Source organism: Burkholderia sp. Ac-20344 (genome assembly GCF_017104975.1).
Lineage (GTDB): Bacteria > Pseudomonadota > Gammaproteobacteria > Burkholderiales > Burkholderiaceae > Burkholderia.
This window is the reverse complement of sequence record NZ_JAAGPP010000352.1, coordinates 1-1,581: the sequence shown is the minus strand read 5'-3', so window position 1 is coordinate 1,581 and position 1,581 is coordinate 1. Positions and strand designations below refer to the sequence as shown.

1 protein-coding gene is annotated in these 1,581 nt (G+C 61.6%); it reads right to left on the bottom strand.

Features of this window, described 5'->3' with window-relative positions:
* Positions 1–94: 94 nt before the first annotated feature.
* Positions 95–1,581 (bottom strand): ISNCY family transposase (locus G3N64_RS39075; protein WP_241021443.1); only part of this gene is annotated, 1,487 nt, incomplete at its 5' end.

Genomic DNA, 1,581 nt, shown 5'->3' with positions numbered 1-1,581 from the left:
TGTCATACCCGGATTCAGATGTCCACGTTCCAGCCATTTAAAAATGTCCGGTTTTAAGGTTGGTTTTACTGCGTCTCTTTCCTAGCTTTAACCGTTACGCAGTGTCGAAGGTCGGCGCCTGAACGGGCAGGGCGCTCACGTCCGTTTCCCCAGCTTTTGCAGACCGACGGCCCGGTTTGTCTGCTGGCTTTGCGGTTTGCCTACGTTGCGCCAGCTCCACGATCACATGCTCGACGTCGGCCTGCGTGATCTCGCGTTGCTTCTTCTTTCCCGCTTGCGGGTCGTTCCGATTGGTCCGGGTCGAGTCACCGCGATGTGTGCGTGACGGAGCTTTACCGATTCGACTGTTATCGCGTTGCGCCTGAAGCGCTTGCGCGACCTGCAGCACATGGCTCAAGCGCTTGTGCTCAACGACTGAACCTTGATCGATTTCAGCCAGTCGGTCGTATTGTCTGCAGTTCAACACTCGGTCGTCAGCCCGGAGTTCGATCCGTCCATCCGGGTACTCCCACACCTCGATCTGCCGGTCGATCAACTTCCGGTTCTCCAGCGTGTCATCTAGTAAATACATCACCCGGTCGTACTGCACCGTCAGCGACTTCGTCACTTTCCGCGGCTCGCGCCACGTCAGCGCCAAGTCCAAACTCTCGTCGGTCCGCAGCGGCCGATGCGCATTGAAGTCACTCTTCGGCGGCTTCGCGAAGCGCGCGTTGTAGGCAGCCATGAAGGAGGGCGCGTAAGCGTTGGCGTCGGCCACCGTGTTGATTCCGCGCAATCGCATCTCCTTGACCAATCGGTCCTGCAACGTCAGGTGTGCGCGCTCGACGCGCCCCTTGGCTGAACTGCTGTTCGCGCAGAACGTGTCGATGTTCAGCTCGTACATCGCGCGGCCGAACGGCGTCACACGGTTACCGGTCTTGCCTGGCTTCACGTTGCGGAACACGCTGGCCTTGTCGCTGTAGAACGCTCCGGGCTTGCCGTGCCGTTCGATGTACGCTCGCGTCGCTTCGAAGTAGCTGAACGTCGACTCTGTCTGCGTGAAGTGCAGCATCATCAATCGGCTCGTCGCGTCATCCACATACACCAGCAGCGTGCAGGCCGGCGCCCGTTCCTCGAACCACCGATGGTCGCTGCCGTCGATCTGGATCAATTCGCCGAGGCAGGCCCGGCGCGCTCGCGGCTGGTAGATCTTCGGCGGTCGTTGTCGACGCGGAATCCACAAGCCAGCGTCTGTCATCAGCTTCCTGACGGTCTCCTTGGCCAGCCGGATGCCGTGGCATTCCCACAGCTTCTCGCAGGCCAGCGTCGGCCCAAAATCGGCGTAGCGATCGCGGATGATCGACAGCGCCCGGTCGGCGGCGCCTGGGTCCAGACGGCGGTTGCCAGGCTTTGCCCGATGTCCCGACACCAATCCCGCCGGGCCGTGCTCCCGCAGCCGGGCGACCAGCCGGCGAATCTGCCGTGTCGTCAACTCCAGCCGTTCCGCTGCACGCCACGGCTTGAGCTTGCCGTCGGCCACGTCCTGAATGACCTTGAACCTGTCCAGCTCGCGCATCGTCATCGTGATCCGCTCCGTTGCAG